This is a genomic window from Methylobacterium sp. E-066 (genome assembly GCF_022829635.1).
Classification (GTDB): Bacteria; Pseudomonadota; Alphaproteobacteria; order Rhizobiales; family Beijerinckiaceae; genus Methylobacterium.
In genome coordinates this window covers 1-14,907 of record NZ_JAKSYO010000049.1, presented here as the reverse complement: position 1 = coordinate 14,907, position 14,907 = coordinate 1, and the positions used below count along the sequence as shown (strand labels likewise).

At 66.5% G+C, this 14,907-nt stretch carries 9 protein-coding genes and 2 pseudogenes; 6 read left to right on the top strand and 5 right to left on the bottom strand.

Annotation, left to right across the window (positions count from 1 at the left end; all coding sequences use genetic code 11):
* Positions 1 to 23 precede the first annotated feature (23 nt).
* The gene (gene aat / locus MKL20_RS05805) at positions 24 to 704 is read left to right on the top strand and encodes a leucyl/phenylalanyl-tRNA--protein transferase (protein ID WP_243971644.1); all 681 of its coding nucleotides are present in this window, start codon (positions 24 to 26) and stop codon (positions 702 to 704) included.
* Here aat and MKL20_RS05800 read toward each other — a convergent pair.
* Together MKL20_RS05800 and MKL20_RS05795 are read right to left on the bottom strand one after the other, a co-directional pair.
* The gene (locus tag MKL20_RS05800) at positions 701 to 1,360 is read right to left on the bottom strand and encodes a DUF2155 domain-containing protein (protein ID WP_244035883.1); all 660 of its coding nucleotides are present in this window, start codon (positions 1,358 to 1,360) and stop codon (positions 701 to 703) included. The two genes, aat and MKL20_RS05800, sit on opposite strands and share 4 nt — an antisense overlap.
* 210 nt (positions 1,361 to 1,570) lie before the next feature.
* On the bottom strand, positions 1,571 to 1,987 hold the full coding sequence (locus MKL20_RS05795; protein ID WP_243971735.1) for an NADH:ubiquinone oxidoreductase subunit NDUFA12: 417 nt from the start codon (positions 1,985 to 1,987) through the stop codon (positions 1,571 to 1,573).
* A gap of 514 nt (positions 1,988 to 2,501) precedes the next feature.
* On the opposite strand from MKL20_RS05795, the gene MKL20_RS05790 reads away from it, so the two are divergent.
* From MKL20_RS05790 to MKL20_RS05775, 4 genes are all read left to right on the top strand, one after another.
* Positions 2,502 to 6,233, top strand: coding sequence for a vitamin B12-dependent ribonucleotide reductase (locus MKL20_RS05790; RefSeq protein WP_244035882.1), 3,732 nt, complete (start codon positions 2,502 to 2,504; stop codon positions 6,231 to 6,233).
* A 380-nt stretch (positions 6,234 to 6,613) separates the two neighbouring features.
* A complete protein-coding gene (locus MKL20_RS05785) occupies positions 6,614 to 7,843 on the top strand; it encodes a patatin-like phospholipase family protein (RefSeq protein WP_244035881.1) in 1,230 nt (409 codons plus the stop codon).
* 31 nt (positions 7,844 to 7,874) lie between these two features.
* Entirely contained in the window at positions 7,875 to 9,005 is a 1,131-nt protein-coding gene (locus MKL20_RS05780) for a hypothetical protein (protein ID WP_244035880.1), read from the top strand.
* 5 nt (positions 9,006 to 9,010) lie between these two features.
* Positions 9,011 to 11,338 carry a ThiF family adenylyltransferase gene (locus tag MKL20_RS05775; protein WP_244035879.1) on the top strand — a complete coding sequence of 776 codons (2,328 nt, stop codon included), beginning with the start codon at positions 9,011 to 9,013 and terminating at the stop codon, positions 11,336 to 11,338.
* A gap of 51 nt (positions 11,339 to 11,389) precedes the next feature.
* On the opposite strand, the pseudogene MKL20_RS05770 reads toward MKL20_RS05775, so the two are convergent.
* The 3 genes and pseudogenes from MKL20_RS05770 to MKL20_RS05760 form a co-directional block, all read right to left on the bottom strand.
* A pseudogene (locus MKL20_RS05770) lies at positions 11,390 to 12,144 on the bottom strand (IS5 family transposase).
* A 95-nt stretch (positions 12,145 to 12,239) separates the two neighbouring features.
* Positions 12,240 to 12,557 (bottom strand): annotated as a pseudogene (locus tag MKL20_RS05765) (transposase); the annotation flags it as partial.
* 308 nt (positions 12,558 to 12,865) lie between these two features.
* Positions 12,866 to 13,588 (bottom strand): SDR family oxidoreductase, encoded by a 723-nt coding sequence (locus MKL20_RS05760; protein ID WP_244035878.1) that lies wholly within the window; start codon positions 13,586 to 13,588, stop codon positions 12,866 to 12,868.
* A gap of 106 nt (positions 13,589 to 13,694) precedes the next feature.
* On the opposite strand from MKL20_RS05760, the gene MKL20_RS05755 reads away from it, so the two are divergent.
* Positions 13,695 to 14,678: a LysR family transcriptional regulator gene (locus MKL20_RS05755; protein ID WP_244035894.1), complete on the top strand. Its 984-nt coding sequence runs from the start codon at positions 13,695 to 13,697 to the stop codon at positions 14,676 to 14,678.
* Positions 14,679 to 14,907 lie beyond the last annotated feature (229 nt).

Below are 14,907 nucleotides of genomic sequence, written 5' to 3'. Positions count from 1 at the left end.
CGGCCCCGCGCGACACTCGCCCCATGCACGATCCGACCCGCGTGGACATCACCCCCGAGATCCTGCTGAAGGCCTACGCGGCGGGCATCTTCCCGATGGCCGAGGACGCGACCGACCCGACCCTGTACTGGGTCGAGCCCCGGGCGCGCGGCGTCCTGCCGCTGGACGGGTTCCGGGTGTCCCGACGCCTCGCCCGGACGGTGCGGTCCGACCAGTTCGAGGTCCGGTGCGACACCGATTTCGACGGGGTGATCACCGGCTGCGCCGCCCCGCGCCGGGACAGCGAGAAGACCTGGATCAACGGGCGCATCCGCGAACTCTACGGCGCCCTGTTCGACATCGGCCACGTCCACACGGTCGAGGTCTATGCGGGGGAGGAGCGGCGCCTCGTCGGCGGCCTCTACGGCGTCTCGCTGGGGGCGGCGTTCTTCGGCGAGAGCATGTTCCACGAGGTGCGCGACGCCTCGAAGGTCGCCCTTGTCCACCTGATGGCCCGCCTGCGCGCCGGCGGCTACCGGCTCGCCGACACGCAGTTCGTCACCGACCACCTCACGCAGTTCGGCGCCGAGGAACTGCCCCGGCACGTCTACAAGCGGCGGCTGGCGGCAGCCCTCGATCAGGTCGCGGACTGGAACGTCTGGCCCTGTGACGGCTCGGTGCCGGGCGCGCAGGCACTGGACGCGCTGGGCGGCGTCGAGACCTAGCGGAAGATCGCGTCGAACAGGTTCTGGGGCTGCGGCGGAGGCGGCGGGGCCGGCGCCGGGCCTTCGTTCGACGGGAAGAATTTGCGCGAGGGCTTCTGGCGGGGCTGCACCGGCACGCCGCGCGGCGCCTCGACATCGACCTGGCCGGCGGCGTTGAGCTGCTGCGCGGTCTTGGTCGAATCCCGGCCGGCGCGCTTCGTCCGCTCCGGCTTGGCGGCCACCGCCGGGACGTCCTCCTGCTCCTTCGCCTCGGCGATCACGTCGCTGCCGCCTTTGCAGTCGACCAGCCAGACGTCGTAGATCGGGTGCTCGATCGCGTGCAGGCCCGGGCTCGACGCGAACATCCACCCGGTGAAGATGCGGCGATACTTGTTATCGAGCGTGACCTCGTCGACTTCGAGGAACGCCGTTGTCTTGGCGCTCTCGGTCGGCGGCCGCGTGTAGCAGACCCGGGAGGTCAGTTGCAGCGAGCCGAACTGCACGGTCTCGTCCACCGCGACCTCGAAGGACACGATGCGCCCGGTGATCTTGTCGAGGCCGGAGAACACCGCGGTCGGGTTCTTGATCTTGTCGGCCGCGGCCGGGCCGGCGCAGAGGGCAAGTGCCAGGGCGGCGACAGTCAGGATGGGGCGTGCGAGGGCTTTGGTGCGGCTCAAGGCTCGGACCCCTAAAGCATCGTCCCGAACCGTGGCGGCGGGCCTTCGGACGACGACGATGCGAAACAAGGACCCCAGAGCCGCGTCCCGGATCCGGGGCGGAGCTCTAGAGGGAGGCCGGTCGCGCCGTCACGGGTGCGGCGGTCGGATCGGGTGGCTCCGAGGTGAACACCGGAACGGTGGCGGCAAAAGGGCGCCGGAGCCGCAAGCCTACTCGCCGGGCGTCCAGGAGACGTAATCGCCGGTCGCCGCCGGGCGGGAACCCCAGGAGAGCTGCGAGCCCTGCGGCCGGTATGCGTTCGGCGTGCCGGTCTGGTTCTCGACATGCGGCTGCTGCCAGGCGTGGGGCTTATACGCTTCCTCGCTCGGGGCGAGGTCGACGTTGTGGCAGAGCCAGCCGCGCCAGCCCGGGGGCACCTTCGAGGCGTCGGCGTAGCCGTTATAGACCACCCAGCGCCGCTCCGAGCCGACCGAACGGTCGATCAGGGCGCCTTCCGCCTTGTAATACTTGTTTCCGAAATCGTCCTCGCCGACGAAGATGCCGGAGCGCGCGGTCTGGAGCGCCAGCGAGACGGTCTGGCCGTTCCACCACGTGAAGACGCGCAGCAAAGTGTCCTTCAGCGCCATCGCCGGTCCCGGATTCAAGCCGCGCCGCATGGGCGCTTCGTGGCGCCGTTATGGTGAGCGCGCGCGGCTGAGTCCAGCGGTTCGGCCCAACTGTCGCTGCTCGGCAACGCCGGTTTCCGCCAGCTGCGGCGTATTCGCGGGCGCCGATGACACGCCTCTACTTAGGGGTGTGGATCGAAAATTTTTCCGATCCGAATCCCGAATGCCGGAAGGGCACTTACCCGAGTCGCTTCAGATATCCACAGACTTTTGGTTGCCAGCACAACATCTAGCGGGGAACTGGCCGGCCGCACACCACTTGTTGACGTGAGAGCGATGGCGGCGGTAATGTCCCTGCATCGGTCGCGCCGCCCTTGTGGTGCGTTTCGGCAGGTTCGACCGTCCCTGAATCATCTTCGCGAACTTGCCGCGTGCCCGGTTTCCGGGCGCGGGCGAACGCGACCCCCTTAATGGGTATCGACTCCGCGTCCAGCGGGGCCGGGACACTCGTGTCCCGACGGGAGAGGTGTGTTTCATGCGGTTCGAGCGTCGCTACACCACGGCCGGACAGTCGCCCTATACCGGTATTCCGTTCCGGAAGGCCCTGAGCGAGATCCGTAATCCCGACGGGTCCGTGGTGTTTCGCCTGGACGGCATCGACGTGCCGGAGAGCTGGAGCCAGGTCGCCAGCGACGTGCTGGCCCAGAAGTATTTCCGCAAGGCCGGCGTGCCGGCTCGCCTCAAGAAGGTCGAGGAGAACGACGTCCCCTCCTTCCTCTGGCGCTCGGTGGCCGACGAGGCCGCGCTGAGCGAACTCCCCGAGGAGGAGCGCATAGGCTCCGAATCCTCCGCCACGCAGGTGTTCGATCGCCTCGCCGGCTGCTGGACCTACTGGGGCTGGAAGGGCCGCTACTTCTCCTCCGAGGAGGACGCCTCGGCGTTCTTCGACGAGCTGCGCTACATGCTCGCCAAGCAGATGGTGGCACCGAACTCGCCGCAATGGTTCAATACCGGCCTGCATTGGGCCTACGGGATCGACGGCCCGAGCCAGGGCCATTTCTACTGCGATTACCGCACCGGCGAGCTGACCCGCTCGGCCTCCAGCTACGAGCACCCGCAGCCGCATGCCTGCTTCATCCAGGGCGTGCAGGACGACCTCGTCAACGACGGCGGCATCATGGACCTGTGGGTCCGCGAGGCGCGCCTGTTCAAGTACGGCTCCGGCACCGGGTCGAACTTCTCGGCCCTGCGCGGCGAGAACGAGAAGCTGGGCGGCGGCGGCAAGTCGTCGGGCCTGATGAGCTTCCTGAAGATCGGTGACCGGGCGGCCGGCGCGATCAAGTCGGGCGGCACCACCCGCCGGGCGGCCAAGATGGTGATCGTCGACATCGACCACCCGGATATCGAGGCGTTCATCGACTGGAAGGTGAAGGAGGAGCAGAAGGTCGCCGCCCTGGTGACCGGCTCCAAGGTCGTCTCCAAGCATCTCGGCCTGGTTATGAAGGCCTGCACCCAGTGCGAGGCCGAAGGCGACGCCTGCTTCGATCCCGAGCGCAACCCGGCCCTGAAGCGCGAGATCAAGGCCGCCCGCAAGGCCTCCGTGCCGGATTCCTACATCAAGCGCGTCGTCCAGTTCGCCCGCCAGGGCTTCACCAAGATCGACTTCCCCGTCTACGACACCGACTGGGATTCCGAGGCCTACCTCACGGTCGCCGGCCAGAACTCCAACAACTCGGTCTCGCTGACCGACGACTTCCTGCGGGCGGTCGATGCCGGTGCCGACTGGCACCTCACCCAGCGCACCACCGGCAAGGTCGCCAAGACCATCCCGGCGCGCGAGCTGTGGGAGAAGATCGGCGAGGCGGCCTGGGCTTCGGCCGATCCGGGCCTGCACTTCAACACCACGATGAACGACTGGCACACCTGCCCGTCGGGCGGCCGGATCCGGGCCTCGAACCCGTGCTCCGAGTACATGTTCCTGGACGACACCGCCTGCAACCTGGCCTCGGCCAACCTGCTGACGATGTACGACCGGCAGACCAAGCGCTTCGACGTCGAGGCGTTCGAGCACCTGAACCGCCTCTGGACGGTGGTGCTCGAGATCTCCGTGATGATGGCGCAGTTCCCGTCGAAGGAGATCGCGGAGCTGTCCTACCGCTACCGGACGCTCGGCCTCGGCTACGCCAATATCGGCGGCCTGCTGATGACCATGGGCCTACCGTACGACTCGCATGAGGGCCGTGCGCTGGCCGGCGCGCTCACCGCGATCATGACCGGTGTGGCTTACGCCACGTCGGCCGAGATGGCGGCCGAGCTCGGCCCCTTCGCGGCCTATGACGACAACGCCGACGCGATGCTGAAGGTGATCCGCAATCACCGCCGCGCCGCCCACGGCGAGGCGGAGGGCTACGAGTTCCTCAGCATCGCCCCGGTGCCGCTCGACCACGCCAACATCCCGCAGGCGGATCTCGGCGCCCATGCCCGCGCGGCCTGGGACCGGGCCCTCGAACTCGGCGAGGCGCACGGCTACCGCAACGCCCAGGCGACCGTGATCGCGCCCACCGGCACGATCGGCCTGGTGATGGATTGCGACACCACCGGCATCGAGCCGGACTTCGCCCTGGTGAAGTTCAAGAAGCTCGCCGGCGGCGGCTACTTCAAGATCATCAACCAGGCGGCTCCGGATGCGCTGCGGGCGCTGGGCTACCGCGAATCCGAGATCGCCGAGATCGAGGCCTACGCGGTCGGCCATGGCTCGATGGGCCAGGCACCGGCGATCAACCCGACCACCCTGCGCGCCAAGGGCTTCACCGACGACAAGATCGCCGCGGTGGAGAAGGGGCTGAAGTCGGCCTTCGACATCAAGTTCGTGTTCAACCGCTGGACGCTCGGCGACGATTTTCTGACCCAGACCCTGAAGGTCCCGGCCGAGAAGCTGTCGGACCCGACCTTCGAGCTGCTGCCGTTCCTGGGCTTCACCAAGAAGGACATCGAGGTCGCCAACACCCACATCTGCGGGGCGATGACGCTGGAGGGCGCGCCGGGCCTCAAGCCCGAGCACTACCCGGTGTTCGATTGCGCGAATCCGTGCGGCCGGATCGGCAAGCGTTACCTGTCGGTGGAGAGCCACATCCGCATGATGGCAGCGGCCCAGCCGTTCATCTCGGGGGCGATCTCCAAGACGATCAACATGCCCAACGACGCCACCGTCGAGGATTGCAAGGCGGCCTACCGCCTGTCCTGGACCCTGGCGCTGAAGGCGAACGCCCTCTACCGCGACGGCTCGAAGCTGTCGCAGCCGCTCAATGCCGCCCTGATCGCCGATGAGGACGACGAGGCCGACGACGCCCTGGAGACCTTGATCCAGGCGCCCGCGGCAGCCAAGGCCGCGCAGATCGCGGAAAAGATCGTCGAACGGGTGATCGAGCGGGTCGAGCACATCCGCTCCCGCGAGAAGCTGCCGGCCCGGCGCAAGGGCTACACCCAGAAGGCGGTGGTGGGTGGCCACAAGGTCTACCTGCGCACCGGCGAATACGACGACGGCCGCCTCGGCGAGATCTTCATCGACATGCACAAGGAGGGCGCGACCTTCCGGAGTCTGATGAACAACTTCGCCATCGCGATCTCGCTCGGCCTCCAGTACGGCGTGCCGCTGGAGGAGTATGTCGAGGCCTTCACCTTCACCCGGTTCGAGCCGGCCGGCTTCGTGCAGGGCAACGACGCGATCAAGAACGCGACCTCGCTGCTCGACTACGTGTTCCGGGAACTGGCGGTCTCGTATCTCGGCCGCGCCGACCTCGCCCATGTCAGCCCCGCCGAGATCGGCGGCACGGTGCTCGGCGGCGGTGAGGCAGGCGACACCACCCGCGAGGGTTCCAAGCCCGCGCCGGCCTCCTCGGTCGTCTCGCGCGGCCTGCTGCGCGGCTCGGCCGACCGCCTCACCCTGATCCAGGGCGGCCCGGCGGGCGGCACGGTCGGCGTCGGCGCCTCGAGCACCGGCCAGTCGGCCCCGGCCGGCGGCACGGTCCACGCGATCCACGGCACCTCGGCGCTGAAGGCCGAGCCGGCCATCGCCGCCCAGGCGGAGACGATCGCCGACACCCTCCCCTTCGCCCGGGCGGAGCGCACCGTCGCCGACCGTCGCGCGGAGGCAAAGATGAAGGGCTATGTCGGCGAGGCCTGCCCGGAATGCGCGAACTTTACCCTGGTCCGCAACGGCACATGCCTGAAGTGCGACACCTGCGGAAGTACGACCGGGTGCTCGTGACTGTTACGACTGTGATGTTTGTTGTAGCGTGAGGCAAAAGATGATCATACTTCCTTCGTAGAGGACCGCCGCCGAGAGGTATAACTTGCTAAATCGGCATAGATCGTAGCTTGAGGCAAAAGAAGGTCAAATCTAGCCACCTGAAAAATCACCCTGAGTTTGGCGTGAAATCACGCTCCGGTGGCCGCCGGCGGTAGATCGATATCGCCAGCGGACGACGGCCCCCTGAAGCAGTTCGGCGGGGTTCGCGGCGCTCAGCCGCCTCAACTAACCGGTCATCCGAGGACGTCAGGAAGACGTCCTCGGGCGATGCCAGGAACAAACCGAGTACGGCCAAGCATAGCCGACGAGGATGCTTCGTCTCCAGAAGGGATGCGAACATGGCGTTCACAGACACCCCGCCACCGCGAAGCGAAGCCAGCGATCCGCCTCGGCTTGGCTTAGCCCTATCAGGCGGTGGCGCGCGGGCAGCGGTTTTTCATCTAGGCGTCCTTCGGCGGCTCGCCGCTGAAGGTGCGCTGGAGCGGGTGACGCACCTCTCGACCGTATCCGGCGGCAGCTTGGTCACGGCGGTCATCATGGCGCAGGCCGGGATGCAGTGGCCGACGTCGGCCCGGTACGAGCGGGCAATCTATCCCCGCATCCGAGAGCTCCTCACAACCACCGACCTCTTCTCGCTCCGCGCCATCGGCCTTGGTGGGGTGCTTCGGTTCCACCATCGCCTCCTGTCGCATCGAGCCCTCGTGCTCGCCGACCTACTCGAAGCGAGGTGGGGTGTGACCGGGAACCTCGGCGACCTTCCGAACGCGCCGGTCTGGTGGATCAACACCACCTGTCTGCAAACCGGCAAGAACTGGCGTTTCGCCCGGCGGGAGATGGGCGACTGGAAATTCGGCATCCACCACGAACCGCCCTACCGTCTCGCTGAGGCGGCAGCCGCGTCGGCCGCCGTTCCCTACGCCATCGGTGCCCTGACCCTCGACCTGCCCAAGGAAGGCTGGTTCGTTGCCGACGGGCGTAACCACAAGGCTTCAGCCCGTCGGGAGCGGCCACCAACGGAACGGGTGCGTCTCTGGGACGGCGGCGCCTACGAGAACCTCGGCCTGGAGGCCCTATACAAACCTGGGCAGGCTCTTCGACATTGCGACTTCCTAATTTGCAGCGACGCGTCGGCCGAGCTGCCCCCGGACAGCGGATCTTCGCTCCTCGGCCTCCTGGGGGGCCGTCTGGCAAGCCCTCGCCTCTTCGACATCACCAGCGACCAGATCCGGGCGCTCCGCTCCCGCATGTTCTTCCGTGACGTCTTGGACAAGACGGTGCGAGGCACCCTCATCAAGATGGGTCGGTCGGCACGGGAGATCGACATCCAGGTCGGGCGCGAGCGCGCGGCCCAGGAGTACGACTCCTTTCAATCCGATGCGGAGGCGCGCCGCGCGCACCTGCACCCGACCGATCTCACCGCAATGGCGCCTACCGTCTTCGAGAGGATCGCCCGCCATGGCTTCGAGATGGCGGATATCGTCCTGACCACCCACTCCCCCGCTGAATTCCCTGCCTGCCACGCTTGGCCGGCGGCTCCTGAGCACGAGCGAGAGCTCAGGGTCGCCTGACCACCAGCCCCAATCGAATCGACGTAATCCCATGACCGCTTATGTCACCTTCTATCCGCTCGGCGATGCTGACAGCGCGCTCATCGACTTGGCCGATAAGCGAAAGGTCCTCGTGGACTTCGGCAACCAGCGCAATCCAGACAAGGCCGACGACCCCCGTTGCGACCTCGCCGCCGAACTCCGGGCGGACCTGAGAAAGGCAGGGCGCGACAGCTTCGACGTCGTCTGCTTCACCCACCTCGACGACGACCATTGCTGCCGCATGGGTGAGTTCTTCTGGCTCGACCATGCCAAGGCGTACCAAGGCGAGGGCAGGATCAAGATCGACGAGCTCTGGGTGCCCGCCTGTGCCTTGACCGAGGACGGGCTAAAGAGTGACGCGCGCCTCCTTCAGGCGGAGGCCCGGCACCGTCTCCGCGAGAAGAAAGGCATTCGCATCTTCTCTCGAGCCGAACGCCTCAAGGACTGGATGGAAAGGGCGGAGCTCGACTACGAGGCGCGCAAGCACCTGTTCGTGGACGCCGGCAAGCTCGTACCCGGCTTCAGCAAGGACGGGCCCGAACAGGCTGAGTTCTTCGTTCACAGTCCTTTTGCCTGGCGCCAGGACGAGAATACGGTCGACGACCGAAACGGCGACGCCATCGCGTTCCAGGTCACCTTCAAGGAAGCCACTCACGAGACCTACGCGCTGTTCGGCTCGGACCTCGACCATGACGCCCTGTCGGACATCGTGAAGATCACCCGCTGCTACGGGAACGCCGCCCGCCTTCGCTGGGACTTGATGAAGCTTCCGCACCATTGCTCGTACCTGTCCATTGGCCCCGAACGCGGAGAGGACGAGACAGTGGCCGTCGACGAGGTGAAGTGGCTGTTCGAGACCCAAGGTCAGAAGAACTGCACCATTGTTTCCCCGAGCCGCCCGATCCCCATCGCCGGCACCGAGGGGGACAAGGACTCCCAGCCGCCACATCGGCAGGCAGCCAACCACCACCGCCGGGTCGTCAGCGAGAAGGGTGGCACCTTTAAAGTCACGATGGAGGAGCCTCGCAAGGATGCTCCGAAGCCCCTTCGGTTTGAGGTTAGTCGGTTTGGACTGGCCCCTGCGCTTGCGGCGCCGAGCGTCGTCGCTACGGCGACGTCGGCACCCGCGCGTCAGGGCTGATGCCGATGGCTTGGATCGACGAATGGGGCTCGGTACTCGATCCACCCGAGCTTGTGCATGAGGCCGCACGAGCGGTCGCCTCATACCTGGCCGCCGAGGCGTCCGACATCGCGACCGTTGCAAGCGCCTATCGCAATGCTCACGGGGCCGAGATCCTGCTCGTCGAGCTGAGGACCGACGTTCCCCAGCATCCGGTGGTGCCGATCCTGCCTGTGGAGCCGCTCGCCATCGCCTTCGGCGAGGCGGGCAGCATGCCGCTCGTGATGGCGCTTCGCGAGGATTTCCCGGACACCGAGCATCAGCAACTCGTCCCGGATGGGTGCCCTGCCGCCATCTGCGTCGACGACCGTCCCTGGGACGAGGCGCAGCTTACCTGGACGCCGGCCGAGTTGCTCCAGCGCATCGTCGCCTGGTTTCACCGTGCCGCCCGCGGTGAGTTGCATGACCCCAGCCAGCCGCTGGACCCATTCTTCGGAGTGAGCCCGTTCAGCTTCATATTCCCGCGCGCCGTCCTCAACGAGGGAGGCTGTAGTGTGGAACTCGCTGCTTTCGGGGTGGAGGTCGGCAAGCAGATGATCGTCCAAGCGGTCCCGCTCTCGACGGCCGAGAGCGTTGAGATCCGAGGTCGGCGTATCCTACCTCTCGCCTACCGGGTTCCGCCCGAGCGCATGAGGCGCATGAGGAAGGCCCCATCCGACCTTGCCTCGCTCGCAAGCTTCCTCAAGGAACGAGGCATCGAACTGGTCGATGATCTGCGCCAACGCATCCTTGGCTGGTCGGGCGCATCCGCGACGGATGGGAAGCGGCTTGGTTCGTTGTTGGCGGTCATCGTCGACATGCCGGTGGTCGGGCCCGACGGAAGCGGGTCCGGCGCAGCCGACGTTCGGATGTTCCTAACGGAGCGGACCGTCGGGGACATCGGGGTGGCTTTGGGCGTTCTCCTGCTTGGAGCCAGCGACGAGATCGCCTGCTGCTATGCACCGGCAATCGTCAAACAGCCCGTCGACGAGCCAACGCTGCGCGCTATCCGCGTCGAACTCGCCCAAGTGCACGTCGCCTTCGACCCGGACCGAGCCGCTGAGCTCGCCGGCCTTCGTCGTGACCCCCGCCAAGCGGTCTTGATCGGCGCCGGCGCGATAGGCTCGCACCTCGCCGAGAGCCTCGTGCGGGAGGGTCGCTTCGTCTGGGGCATCGTCGATGACGACCACCTGCTCCCGCATAACCTTGCCCGCCATACGCTCGGCTACCCCGACGTCGGCCGTTTGAAAGCCGGCGCACTCAAGGATCGGCTCAACGCGATCTTTGCGCCTACCACGCCGGCGGTGGTTCGGACCGTGCTGGGCTGCAACGTCCTGCGTCCGGGCGAGCACGCCGAGGCGCTTCGGAGCTTGCTCGCGGAGGCCGCGGTCATCATCGATGCGTCTGCATCGGTCGCGGCCGCCCGCCATCTCTCGGATCTAGGCGGCCCGGCGCGTCTGGCGAGCGCTTTCTTCAATCCCTCCGGGGAGTCTGTCGTGGTGCTCGTCGAGGCCGAAGACCGCTCGATCAGCCTGCGGGACCTGGAGGCGCAGTATTACGGAGCCGTGCTCCGACTGCCGGCTCTGGAACAACACCTCAGCGCCGTCGGTGAGCGCTTCGCCTACACCGGTGCGTGTCGGGCGGTGACGAACCGTATCCCAGAGAGCCGCGCCGCCCTGCTGTCCGCGCTGGCAGCTCAGGGGCTGGGGCGCGCCCTGGACAGCCCGGAGCCTGCCATCCTTGTCTGGTCGCTCGGCCCTAACGGGGAGGTTGAGTTCACGTGTCCCGCAGTGGCCCCGGTCGAGCAGATCAACCGCGACGATTGGGACATAACACTTGATGCCGACTTGAAGGAGGATCTCGTCAGGCGGCGAGCGGCTCGGCTTCCAGAGGAGACGGGAGGCGCGCTCCTCGGAACAGTGGACACTCGCGCGCGTCGTATTCACCTCGTCGAAGCGCTGACGCCGCCACCGGACAGCATCGGCTCGTTCTCGGGTTTCGAGCGCGGCGTCGCCGGGTTGACCGAGGTCGTGACTGCCAGGATGGAACGGGTAATGGACCAGGTCCGCTACGTAGGGGAATGGCACTCACACCCGCCACGTACTTCCACGACTCCAAGTTCAATTGACCTCCAGCAGCTCGGCTGGTCCGCAGGCGTGCTGTCGGCGGAGGGCTTCCCGGCTCTTTCACTCATAGTCGGAGAGCGAGACGTAAACGTCCTTCTTAAGGAGGTGCGATTTCGAAGTGCGATGGCCGCCTCGCGGGAGGCAACCAGGGCGGCCAAGCCCGAGGACCGGGCAGGAGGCGTCCGGTGAGGGTGCAGATCTGCCAGGCAGCCCAATGCGAATTCTAGGTAGGGGACTCATTCAGGTCCATGCGATCACGCAGGAAACGAGCGCGACGGCGGCCAGATAGTTGCAGGACAAACGATCGTAGCGGGTCGCGACGCGCCGCCAGTTCTTGAGATGGCCGAACAGGCGCTCGATGCGATTGCGCCGCCGGTAGGCGATCCGGCTGTGCTTGTAGGGTACCGTCCGGGTGGCCGTTGACGGGATAGTGGCGATCACCCGGTGGCTTTTCAGCCAATCTCTCAGGCTCTGTGCATCGTAGGCTTTGTCGGCGATCAGGCGCTTGGGCGGTACGACAGCCTGCAGCAGCGGCAGCGCCATGCTGATGTCGGCCACGTTGCCGGGCGTCAGGGCGAACGCAACCGGTCGGCCACGACCATCGGCCAAGCAATGGATTTTGCTCGTGAAGCCGTCGCGCGAGCGGCCGATGGCCTGGCTCCAGGCCCCCCTTTTCCGCCCGATGCCGAGCGGTGTGCCCTCACGTGAGAGGCATCGAGCATCAGTTCGTCGGGGACAGGGCCTGCGGCTGCGACCTTTGCAAACAGGCGCTACCAGACCCCGCGCTGGGACCACCTGTTGTAGCGGTTGTAGATCGTGGTGTGCGGGCCGTAGGCGGCGGGCGTATCCTGCCACCGGCAGCCGACCTTCAGCACATGCAGAATGCCGCTGATGACCCGCCTGTCGTCGACCCGAGGTTTGCCGGGTTGACCTTGAGGCAGGTGCGGCTCGATCCGCGCCCAGGCTTCGTCCGAGAGCCAGAACAGCCGTGCCATCGCGATCCTCCTAAGCTGAAAACCCCAAACTCAGGAAGAAAACGCAAGCGCCCGCAAATGGTTGTATGAGTTCCCTACCTAGGGTCTGGACTCGATCAGCACCAGAAGGCGATGACGGCGGCCAGAGCTACGGCTGATGCGTAATTGCGGGCGAGCTTGTCGTAGCGGGTGGCGACGCGGCGGAAGTCCTTGAGGCGGTTGAAGGCCGCCTCGATCCGCCAGCGTTCCCGGTAGCGGCGCTTGTCGTCGCAGATCCTGTTCTTCCGACCGCGCTTGCCCGGGATGATCGGCGTGATGCTCTTCGCGCGCAACTCGGCCCGCAGCCAGTCGGCGTCGTAGCCCTTGTCGGCGGCCAGGCGGCGGATCCGGCCGGGTGCCTCGGCCAGAACGGCTGGGGCGGTGGAGACGTCGGTAAGGATCGGCGTCAAAGCCTGTCCCCAGAATAAATTCAGCTAAATCTTTGTTATGACTGCAAAAATTGAGATCGAGGTGGGGTCACCAGCGGCGCCGATCATGACTCCACCTCGTGATCCAATTCGGGCTTGATCTCAACAGCTTAAGCCTGTTTGTGAAAGGAGTGACGCTTCGACCCCGATCCACACTTTCGGCTCAGGGTGGCTTCCAGACCTTCAGCCAAAACCGCTGGAATGATCGCTCGTCCCCGACCGCTGCCGTTGGTGCAGAACGGTCGGGCATCGAACTTCTCCTCTGCGAGATGATGTCAGACGAGGCGGGCGCCCCCATCGATGTGCAGGGTCTCGCCGTTCATGAAGCCATTGCTCATCAGGAAGACGACCGCCGCGCCCGCCTCCTCGGCTGTGCCGAGGCGTCGCTGCGGCAGCTTCTCGGTCAACGCGGTCACGTAAGCGTCGCGGTGGGCGCCGAGCGTACGGGCCAGGAGCGGGGTGTCGGTGGTGCCCGGCGATAGGGTATTCACCCGTATCGGTGCCAGTTCGAGCGCGAGGCCGCGCGCGAACGCCTCCATCGCGGCTGAAGCAGCCGCCAGCACGGCAGTGCCCTGGGCGCTGGGGCGGTCTGCCAGGGTGCCGGAGATGAAGGTCACGGAGCCGTCCTGCGCAAGTCGGCCGCCCAGGGTGCGCAGCGTGTGGAGCGCCGCCCAGATCCGCTCGTCGAAGGCCCGCTTCAGGTAGTCGACCTCGGCCTCCAGGATCTTTCCGGCTACGAACGTGCCGGCAAGCAGTACGAGGTGGTCCACCTGCGGGATGTCGGCGAGCGCCGCAGCGATGGTCTCTGGCCGGGTCACGTCCGCGGCGCGCCAGCCGTTGAAGCCGTTCTCCGCCGCCACGCGCTCGGCACCCTCGGCGTTGAAGCCGACCACGATGACCTTGGCGCCCGCGGTTTTGGCCTGCTGAGCGGCCGCAAGGCCGATGCCCGAGGTACCGCCGAAGATGACGACTGTGCGGTCCTGGAGAGTGCTGGTCATGACGATGATCCTTCTCGCCGCCGCGGCTGCAGCGCCTATAGGAAAAAGAATGGATCATCGCTTCGAGCTTGATAATCGGGCTCGTCTTCGTTTCAATCTTGCCGTCATGGAACAGATCGGTCTCGACCGCCTCACCGGCATCATCGCCTTCGCGCGCTCGGCCTCGCTCGGCAGCTACACTGCCGCCGCACGCTCCCTCGGCATCTCGCCCTCGGCGGTGAGCAAGAGCGTGCAGCGGCTGGAGGAACGGCTGGGCCTGAGCCTATTCACCCGCACCACGCGCTCGCTGACCCTGACGCCGGAAGGCCGCGACCTGCACGAGCGGGCGCTTCGTCTGCTGCGCGAGGCCGAGGAAATCGAGCAGGCCGCCGTGGCAGCGCGCTCCGAGCCGGCCGGCACCCTGAAGGTGACGGCGCCATTCCCCATCGGGGTACATCTACTGGCCCCGGCGCTGCCGCGCTTCCGCGAGCGCCATCCAAGGCTATCCATAGACCTGCGCCTGGGCGACCGCTTCGTGGACCTGATCGAGGAGGGCATCGATGTCGCGATCCGGGTAGGCGAGCTCGCGGACACGCGCCTAATCTCCCGGCGCCTTGCGCCGCACCGGCTCGGCGCCTTCGCCTCCCCGAGCTACCTGCAGCGGCGCGGCACGCCGGTGCATCCGGATGAGCTGGTCCGCCACGACTGCGTGAACTTTCGCTTCCAGAGCACGGGCCAAGCACTGCGCTGGCCGTTCCAGATTGGCGGCCGCACTGTCGAGATCTTGCCGAACGCCAGCATTGTCACGGACTTCAGCGACGCCGTGGCGGCCGTCCTGGTGGCCGGCGGCGGCATCGGCGTCTCGCCAACTTACATCGCAGCTCCGTACGTCGAGCAGGGCGTGCTGGTGCCGGTCCTGCGGGAATTCGTTGTCGAGCGTTCCGTCATCACGGCGCTATGGCCGGAGAGCCGGCGCGGCAACCCAAACGTGAAAGCCTTCCTGGCTTTCCTCGGGGAGGTGTTTCCGTCCCCGACACCTTGCGACAGGGTGCTCTCCGCGCGGGTCGGAGACAAGCAGGATGCCAGCCCGGTGGGCGCGAAGCCCGCTTGAACGTGCTGGCGTGATGGCCGCTTGAGCGGCGTCCGCCTCTGTTACGAAGCGGACCTTCAAAAAGTTCGAGCTCAAGGTCCGAAAGGGGTCGATTCTGTTGAAAAACTCGGGTGTTGCAGCGGTTGTGATGAGGTGATTCACTCCTGTCGAGAGACGGAGATCGAAGCAGATGATGGGACCTCGGCAAGTCGAGCAGGGTGCCTTGTTCTACGAGTTCTCGCTCGACACT